This window comes from Micromonospora sp. NPDC005305 (assembly GCF_040607315.1).
Lineage (GTDB): Bacteria > Actinomycetota > Actinomycetes > Mycobacteriales > Micromonosporaceae > Micromonospora.
This window is the reverse complement of sequence record NZ_JBEXGL010000039.1, coordinates 26,740-33,691: the sequence shown is the minus strand read 5'-3', so window position 1 is coordinate 33,691 and position 6,952 is coordinate 26,740. Positions and strand designations below refer to the sequence as shown.

The following is a 6,952-nucleotide window of genomic DNA, read 5'->3' as shown; positions in this document are numbered from 1 at the left end:
AAATCAAACGATGCCTCAAGCGCTACATCGCCCGAGAGCTCTACCGACGCCTCGAAACCCCACCCCAACCACTTGACGCGGCATAGGAGCGTCGCTGGCCCGTCTAGGCTGCCCTGGTGACGACCGATGAGGTACCGGCCATGGCGACCCCGCGCGTTGCCGCCGGCGCCCTCTTCGTCAATCACGTGGGTCACGTCCTGCTCGTCCGGCCGACGTACAAGGAGCACTGGGACATCCCCGGCGGGTACGTCGAGCCGGGCGAGTCACCCCACAATGCCTGTGCGCGGGAAGTGCGGGAGGAACTCGGCCTCGACATCTCTGTCGGCCCCATGCTGGTGGTCGACTGGGCACCCGCCGACAACGAGGGTGACAAGCTTCTCTTCATCTTCGACGGCGGCATGCTCCGCGCCGAGCAGGAGCACGCCATCAGGTTTCTCGACGGCGAGTTGGCCGAGTGGCGCCACGTCCCTCTCGACGCGTTGGCAACGCATGTGCCCGCCCGTCTCGATCGCCGGATCCGGGCAGCCCTCGGCGCGAGGGACCAGGGGCATGCCGTTTACGCCGAGCACGGCGTCACAACGCCCAGCCTCTGACGATCGGTGGCGGATGGCGTCTCCCGCGCTGGGAGCGTTCTTACCAACCCACGGTGGTGAGGCTGATCGGGGTGAGTTGGCGGACCTGGGGCTCGATCCACTGTGCCGCGGTGACCAGCTTGACCAGCCGGTCGATGGTCTCCGGCGGGCCGGCCACGAAGCTGCGCCGGTCGGCCGGGCAGCCGTAGCGGTCGTCGAAGCAGCCACCGTCGAGGGCCCGGACCGCCATGCCGGCCTCGGCCGCGAGCAGCATCCCGGCCGGCAGGTCGACCGCCTCGGGGCGGTAGCCGACGATGCCGTCGATGTCGCCGCGGGCCAGCATCACCCAGGACAGCAGCGGCGCCCACAGTTGCAGCACCCGCCGCGCGGTGGTGTCGAGCACGACCTTCAGGGCGCGGGCGGTGCTGTCGTCGCGGGCCACCCCGTGCCCCTGGGTCCAGGCCAGCACCGGCGCGGTCGGCACCGGCCGGCGGGGCGCGTGCAGCGGGCGGGCCGCCGGCCCGGACTCGTGCACGAAGGCGCCCTGGCCGCGCACGGCGGACCAGGTGCGCCCGGCGACCGGGTCGTGCACGACGCCGAGCACCGGCGAGCCGCGGTCGCAGAGGGCGATCCCCACCACGTACGCGGGTAGGCCGATCGCCACGTTGTTGGTGCCGTCGAGCGGGTCGACCAGCCAGGCCCAGGTGTTGTCGGCGGCGTACTCGCCGCCCTCCTCGGCGATCACCCCGTGCTCCGGCCAGCGGGCGCGGATCCGGTCGACGATCAGCCGTTCGGCGGCCAGGTCGAGGTCGGTGACGAGGTCACCGGAATCGTTCTTGGCGCGGGCGTGCAGCTCGCCCCGGGTGCCCCGGCGCAGCAGCCGCCCGGCCGCCTGGGCCGCCTCCACCGCGAACCGGTGCGCGTCGCGCAGCTCGGGCCCGTCTCTGTTCGGGTCCACGTCCATGGCTCCTCCAGCCGGTCAGCCCCGTGCCACCAGTCGCGCGATGTCCCGCGCCATCCGCGCCGTCTCGGCCGCGCCGCAGCGGTCCCGGCGGATGCGGTGGCTGCGCCCGTCCACCGCGCCGAGGCTCAGGTCGCACACGCCGGGAGTGGTCCGGCCGAGCGCCACGGTCACCGCCGGCTCGCCGGCGTCGACCTCCGAGGTGTGGAAACCGCCGGCGCGCAGCGCGTAGGAGTCGCCGGCGGAGTGCGTCTCCACGGTGGCGGTCGCGGCGGTGACCAGCCGGTCCGTGGCCGCCATCTCGTCCAGGTCGCCCCGGCTGTGCACCTCGTAGATGCGCCACGACGGGTCGGCGGGCGCGTCGGTCACCTCGATCAGCTCGTTGCGGACCGTGCCGTGCAGCACGTGGCTGAGCAGGTCCCAGCTGTGCGAGTGCATGGTCGAGGTGGTCGGCTGCACCGGCGGCGGGTCGGCCGGCCAGGCGTGCACGCAGATCCCGTCGGGGCCGGTGCGTTCCACCGGCAGGCAGGTGAAGCCGAGCGGGTGCCGGACGGCCAGCAGCGGCCGCCGCCCCTCGGCGACGTCGTCGAGGACGTCGAGCACCCAGCCGCGCAGCAGTTCCGGCCGGGCGCCCCGGTCGATCTCCCGTTCGAGGTCGGCGTAGGTCATCATGCGTACGGGTTCCTCGCCTGGAGGGCCCGGCCCACGATGTCGGCGACCTCGCGGTCGCCGAAGGACCGGGGTAGCGGCAGCCCGAGCGCGGCGAACAGCTTGCGGACCTGCTCGACGGAGGGCTCGTCGTCCAGTTTCACCGCCGCGGCGGCCTCGATGGGCACCCGCCGGCTCTGCTTGCGGCTGTAGTCCAGCTCAATGTTGAACCGGTTGTAGTAGAGCTCCCTGCGGTCGATCCGCAGGGCCGGTGTCTGCGGGTTCTCCTGCGTGATGACGACGCAGGACGAGGAGAGGTCGTAGCGGAAGGTGGTCATCTGCGCGGAGAGCCGGACCTCGACGGTGAGCAGCCCGGAGCGTTGCAGGTGCCAGCAGGCCGCCAGCACGGTCGCGTAGGACTCCTTGCGGGTGCGGTCGACGGTCCAGCGCTCCCCGGGCGCGTCGGGGTCGAGGCTGCGCCGGAACCGCGCGTAGCGCTCGCAGACGTCCTCGTCGGTCGGGTCGATGATCTCGATGGCGAAGCTCAGGGTGGCGTTGCGCCGGCGGGCGTGCTCCAGGCACTGCGGCAGGGTGACCGCGCGGGTGAAGGTGCCGGTGCCGCCCTTGAACGCCCACGAGTCGGTGTGCTGGCGGGCCTCGGCGAGGGCCCGGCCGACCTCGCTGCCGTGCAGCACCCGCACCATCGAGACGCTGTCGATGGCCTCGCGGGCCCGGTTGAGCGCCCCGTCCGGGCCGGTGATCTCGTGCATCTGGGGGACCAGTTCGGTGAGCCGGTCCCGGGTGGCCCGCATGACCTCCCGCACCTCCTGCTGGGCGGTCTCCCGGCGCAGCCGGTCGCGGAGCACGGCCTGGGCGAGCACGGCGAGGACCAGCAGGATGGCGCTGTTGACCACGTCCTGGCTGACCGTGTTGGTCAGGCCGAGGACGGCCACGGTCACGGCCAGGACGAGGCCGATGAACGCGTCGAGATTGTTGACGACCCAGGTGAACAGGCGCGCCATGACATCCCCCGGTCGACGACGGAACCCCCATGATAGCCCTTTGTCAATCTCACCATCACACGCTGTTCGGATGGCCCGTACCCCTGGGTGACGGCGCCTGCGCCGTGCGCCGGGCGGCGCAGATCAGCGACCCGCCGAGCCCCGGCGCCAACCGCGCCAGCAGGCGGGAGGCGACCCACCGTCCACCCGGGAGCCGCCAACCGACCTCGTTGGACCGGATGGCCAGCGGCGTGAACCCGGCCCGGCACAGCACCCGCCGCAGCAGCGACGCGGTGAACGGCCGGATGTGCAGCCAGAGGTAGGGGTGCAGCGGGTCCACCTGGCGGGGCGCCCGGCCGGCGAGGAACGCCAGCCGGTCCTGCGCGGGCGCCAGGTTGGGGGTGGTCAGCACGAGCAGCCCGCCCGGGGCGAGCACCCGGTGGCACTCGCGCAGCAGCGCGAGGGGGTCGTAGACGTGCTCGATCAGCTCGCCGGTGAGCAGGCCGGCGAAACTGCCGGCGCGGAACGGCAGGCCGCGGGTGGCGTCCAGGCAGACCGGCAGGGCCGCGCCGCCGGCGGCCCGCCGGGCCGCGCCCAGCGCGGTCTCGGCCATGTCGGCCACCACGAGCGGGCCGGGCAGCGTCGCCGGGTCGAGCATGCCGCGCGGGCCGCAGCCCAGCTCCAGCACCGGCCGTCCGCCGGGCACGCCGTCGACCATGAGCCGGGCCGCGACCGCGCGGCGGACCCGGTGGTACGGGTCGTCGACGTACCCGTTGACCTGCGCGCCGTCGTGGTAGCTGCGCCGGTTGGCGCGGCGGCCGTGCGCCTGTGCGCTGCGGGACGAGGTCCCGGTCGGCGGCTCGGCCATCGCACCCTCCACTGCGGTCGTCGCCCCCGTCGGCGGCGCCCGCCCTCCAGCCTCGCATCGCTCCCGGCCGGGGGCGCGGAAATCCACCCCGGGTACGCCGACGCGGCGGCCGGGGGTCCGGTCGCCGCGTCGCGGGTGTCGGGTCAGATGGCGCGGGCCCAGTCCAGCCGGCTGCTGTCGTCGTACTCGTCGCCGGGGATCCACCAGGGCTCGCCGAAGCCGCTGGTCGAGACGATGATGTTGCCGCCGTCCGGGGCCTCGTTGGTCGGGGGCACGGACAGCGCGGCGCAGTAGCGCCCGTCGGGCGAGAACACCGGGGAGAGGTAGTAGCGGGGCTCGTCGGTGAGCCGCTTCAGGCCGGTGCCGTCGATCCGCACCGAGCCGAGCGCCTGCCCGCCGAGCACCTCGGTGTCCCGGGTCCACCGGTTGGTGCAGAACACCACCCGCTCCGAGTTGGGCATGAAGACCGGCCCGTGGAAGAGCTCACCGGGCGCCTCGGGAGTGTAGATCCGGCGCACCTTGCCGGTGGCCAGCTCCAGCGTGCGCAGCTGCGGCCCCTCGGACCGGCTGTACCAGCGCACGACGATCATGGAGCCGTCGCGGGACCAGTTCGGGTATGCCATGGCGTGGCCCTGGATCAGCACCCGCGTGCCGGCCGTGGCCACGTCGATCGCGATCAGCGTGTCGTTCTCCGCCCCGGTGACCAGGGCCAGCTGCGTGCCGTCCGGGGACCAGGTCGGTGCGCCGTAGTGGACGCCGGGCGGGTCGGCGAGCAGCTTCCGGATCGCGCCGGTGACCCGGTCGAACAGCGCCACGTAGGGCATCAGCCGACCGTCGCCGGACCAGGCGGTGTTGACCCAGGCCACGTAGCGGCCGTCGGGCGACGTGGTGGCGTGGTCGCCGTCGGTGAGCAGCTGCTGCGGCGTGGTGCGCCCCGGATTGACCTGGAGCACGCCCCAGCCGACGCTGACCAGCCACGGCCCGTTGACCACCTCGGTGGTTCCCGCCGCGGCGGCGGGCGCCGCGGCGGTGAGCCCGGTCGCCGCGGCCACGCCGGCCAGCGCGGCGGTACGCAGCAAGGCGCGTCGATTCATCTCGGTCATGGAAACCCCCCGTTGGTGGACGTCGCCCCACCCTCCTGAACGGACGATCACGACGCATCGGACGAGCGGCTGGTCCACGCTCGACCACTCGGTCAGCCCGTACGGTGACCGCCCCGGCGGCCGGTACCCTCGCCCCGGTGACCTCCGACGCGCTGCGCCGCGCCCTGACCGACCCCGGCGACCCGCCGCTGCCGCCCCTGCCCGAGGTGGCCGTCGAGCTGCTCGACGCCCTCGACGCGCCGCCCCGCCTGGCCGCGCACCTGCGGCTCGTGCACGACGTCGCCCGGCAGCTCACCGCCGCGTTCGCCGACCGGTTCCCGCTGGTGCCGTTCGACCGGCAGGCGGTGCTGTTCGGGGCGGCGATCCACGACCTCGGCAAGGTGGCGCACCCCGAGGAGCTGTCCGGGCCCGGCTCGGCGCACGAGGAGGCGGGCTACCAGCTGCTGCTGCGCTTCGGCGTGCCCGAGGAGCGGGCCCGCTTCGCCGTCACCCACGCGGCCTGGCACGGGCCGGGCGTGCAGTTGGAGGACCTGCTGGTCAGCCTCGCCGACAAGGTGTGGAAGGGAAAGCGCGTCACCGACCTGGAGGAACTGGTGGTCGACCGGCTGGCCGACATCACCGGCCAGCCGCGCTGGCAGGCCTTTCTGGACCTCGACGACGTGCTCGCCGGGCTGGCCGCCGACGCGGACCGCCGGCTCGCCTTCCAGGCCGAGCATCCGGTGCACGGCTGACTCCGGTCTCAGGCGTCGGCCGGCTCGGGCGACCCGGCGCCGGCCAGCAGGGCCTCCGCCGAGCTGGTCCGCGCGTACAGCAGGAACCGCCCGGCCCGATGGGTGCCGACCAGGCCGGCGTCGCGCAGCGCCGTCAGGTGGTGGGAGACCGTGCCGGCGCTGAGGCCGCAGCGCCGGGCCAGCTCGGTAGTGGCGGCCGGCACGGCGAGTTCGTGCAGCAGGGTGGCGCGGGTACGCCCCAGCACCCGGGCCAGCGCCGCGCTGGCCGGGGCGGCGCTGCGCTCCCAGAGAGTCCCGACCGCGCGGGCCGGATAGCGCAGGAGGGGCTGCGAGGTTCGCTCGGACAGGTTGGACCAGACCCGCGCGCCGCCGAAGACCGACGGGACCAGCAGCAGGCCGCGGCCGCCCAGGTCGACCGTCCCGGCGCGGGTCAGGTGGTCGACGTGCAACGTCCCGTCGTCCCAGGAGACGTACGGGTCGATCTGGTTGAGCAGGCCGCGCACGCCGTCGGTCGCCATCCGCCCGGCACCGACCAGCACCTCGCGTTCCAGCAGGGTCCGCATCCGGGGCCAGTACGGGGCGATCGCCACCTCGGCGTAGTCGGCGATCACCTGCGCGAGGCGGGCCAGCCCGGTCGGCGGGTCGGCGTACAGGGCGGCGAGCCGGGGCGGGCGCGGCCCGGGCAGCCCGTCCAGGCCGGCCCGGACCGCCTCCGGCGGGGTGGCGGCGAGGGCGGCCAGCTCCCCGTCGATGGTGGGCAGCGCGGATGGCGGGGGCGGGCAGACGAAGCCCGGGATCACCACGGTCGGCATCGGCACGAGGTCGGCGAGGAGCCGCCAGTCCACCGCGGAAAGCCGGGGCCGCACCTGCCGGTGCCAGAGCTGGTGGGCGGGGAACCAGCCGGGGCTCCGGAGCACCCGGACGCTGGCGACCGCCTCCCACAGCGGCGAGATCGCGAAGCGGACCCCGGCGAGGTCCCGCATTCCCAGCGTGACGCTCAGCACCCGCGCCTCCCGACAGATTCGACCTGGCTCAAAGTTGTCGACCGCGGCGGCGGCTGCGACCATG

At 74.2% G+C, this 6,952-nt stretch carries 8 protein-coding genes; 2 read left to right on the top strand and 6 right to left on the bottom strand.

The window, feature by feature from the left end; all coding sequences use genetic code 11:
- Positions 1-116 precede the first annotated feature (116 nt).
- A complete protein-coding gene (locus ABZS80_RS32485) occupies positions 117-593 on the top strand; it encodes an NUDIX hydrolase (RefSeq protein WP_355061913.1) in 477 nt (158 codons plus the stop codon).
- Positions 594-633: 40 nt separating this feature from the next.
- Here the strand turns inward: ABZS80_RS32485 and ABZS80_RS32480 are convergent, their stop codons facing one another.
- The 5 genes from ABZS80_RS32480 to ABZS80_RS32460 all read right to left on the bottom strand — a co-directional run bounded on the left by ABZS80_RS32480 (position 634) and on the right by ABZS80_RS32460 (position 5,144).
- Positions 634-1,536 (bottom strand): inositol monophosphatase family protein, encoded by a 903-nt coding sequence (locus ABZS80_RS32480; RefSeq protein ID WP_151460466.1) that lies wholly within the window; start codon positions 1,534-1,536, stop codon positions 634-636.
- Positions 1,537-1,551: 15 nt separating this feature from the next.
- On the bottom strand, positions 1,552-2,205 hold the full coding sequence (locus ABZS80_RS32475) for a hypothetical protein (RefSeq protein WP_355061911.1): 654 nt from the start codon (positions 2,203-2,205) through the stop codon (positions 1,552-1,554).
- Positions 2,202-3,203: a hypothetical protein gene (locus ABZS80_RS32470; RefSeq protein ID WP_355061910.1), complete on the bottom strand. Its 1,002-nt coding sequence runs from the start codon at positions 3,201-3,203 to the stop codon at positions 2,202-2,204. Before ABZS80_RS32470 ends, ABZS80_RS32475 begins: the two co-directional genes overlap by 4 nt.
- A gap of 55 nt (positions 3,204-3,258) precedes the next feature.
- Positions 3,259-4,050, bottom strand: a complete 792-nt coding sequence (locus ABZS80_RS32465) for a class I SAM-dependent methyltransferase (RefSeq protein WP_355061908.1) — start codon at positions 4,048-4,050, stop codon at positions 3,259-3,261.
- 143 nt (positions 4,051-4,193) lie between these two features.
- A complete protein-coding gene (locus ABZS80_RS32460; protein WP_355061904.1) occupies positions 4,194-5,144 on the bottom strand; it encodes an LpqB family beta-propeller domain-containing protein in 951 nt (316 codons plus the stop codon).
- A 146-nt stretch (positions 5,145-5,290) separates the two neighbouring features.
- Here ABZS80_RS32460 and ABZS80_RS32455 point away from each other — a divergent pair, with 146 nt between their 5' ends.
- Positions 5,291-5,884: an HD domain-containing protein gene (locus tag ABZS80_RS32455; RefSeq protein ID WP_151460471.1), complete on the top strand. Its 594-nt coding sequence runs from the start codon at positions 5,291-5,293 to the stop codon at positions 5,882-5,884.
- A gap of 8 nt (positions 5,885-5,892) precedes the next feature.
- On the opposite strand, the gene ABZS80_RS32450 is transcribed toward ABZS80_RS32455, so the two are convergent.
- A complete protein-coding gene (locus ABZS80_RS32450; protein ID WP_355061902.1) occupies positions 5,893-6,888 on the bottom strand; it encodes a DUF5937 family protein in 996 nt (331 codons plus the stop codon).
- Positions 6,889-6,952: the final 64 nt, after the last annotated feature.

Bases quoted from the DNA above. Each gene is read 5' to 3' on its own strand.
- ABZS80_RS32480 (WP_151460466.1), bottom strand. From the start codon at position 1,536: ATGGACGTGGACCCGAACAGAGACGGGCCCGAGCTGCGCGACGCGCAC.
- ABZS80_RS32475 (WP_355061911.1), bottom strand. From the start codon at position 2,205: ATGATGACCTACGCCGACCTCGAACGGGAGATCGACCGGGGCGCCCGG.
- ABZS80_RS32470 (WP_355061910.1), bottom strand. From the start codon at position 3,203: ATGGCGCGCCTGTTCACCTGGGTCGTCAACAATCTCGACGCGTTCATC.
- ABZS80_RS32465 (WP_355061908.1), bottom strand. From the start codon at position 4,050: ATGGCCGAGCCGCCGACCGGGACCTCGTCCCGCAGCGCACAGGCGCAC.
- ABZS80_RS32460 (WP_355061904.1), bottom strand. From the start codon at position 5,144: ATGAATCGACGCGCCTTGCTGCGTACCGCCGCGCTGGCCGGCGTGGCC.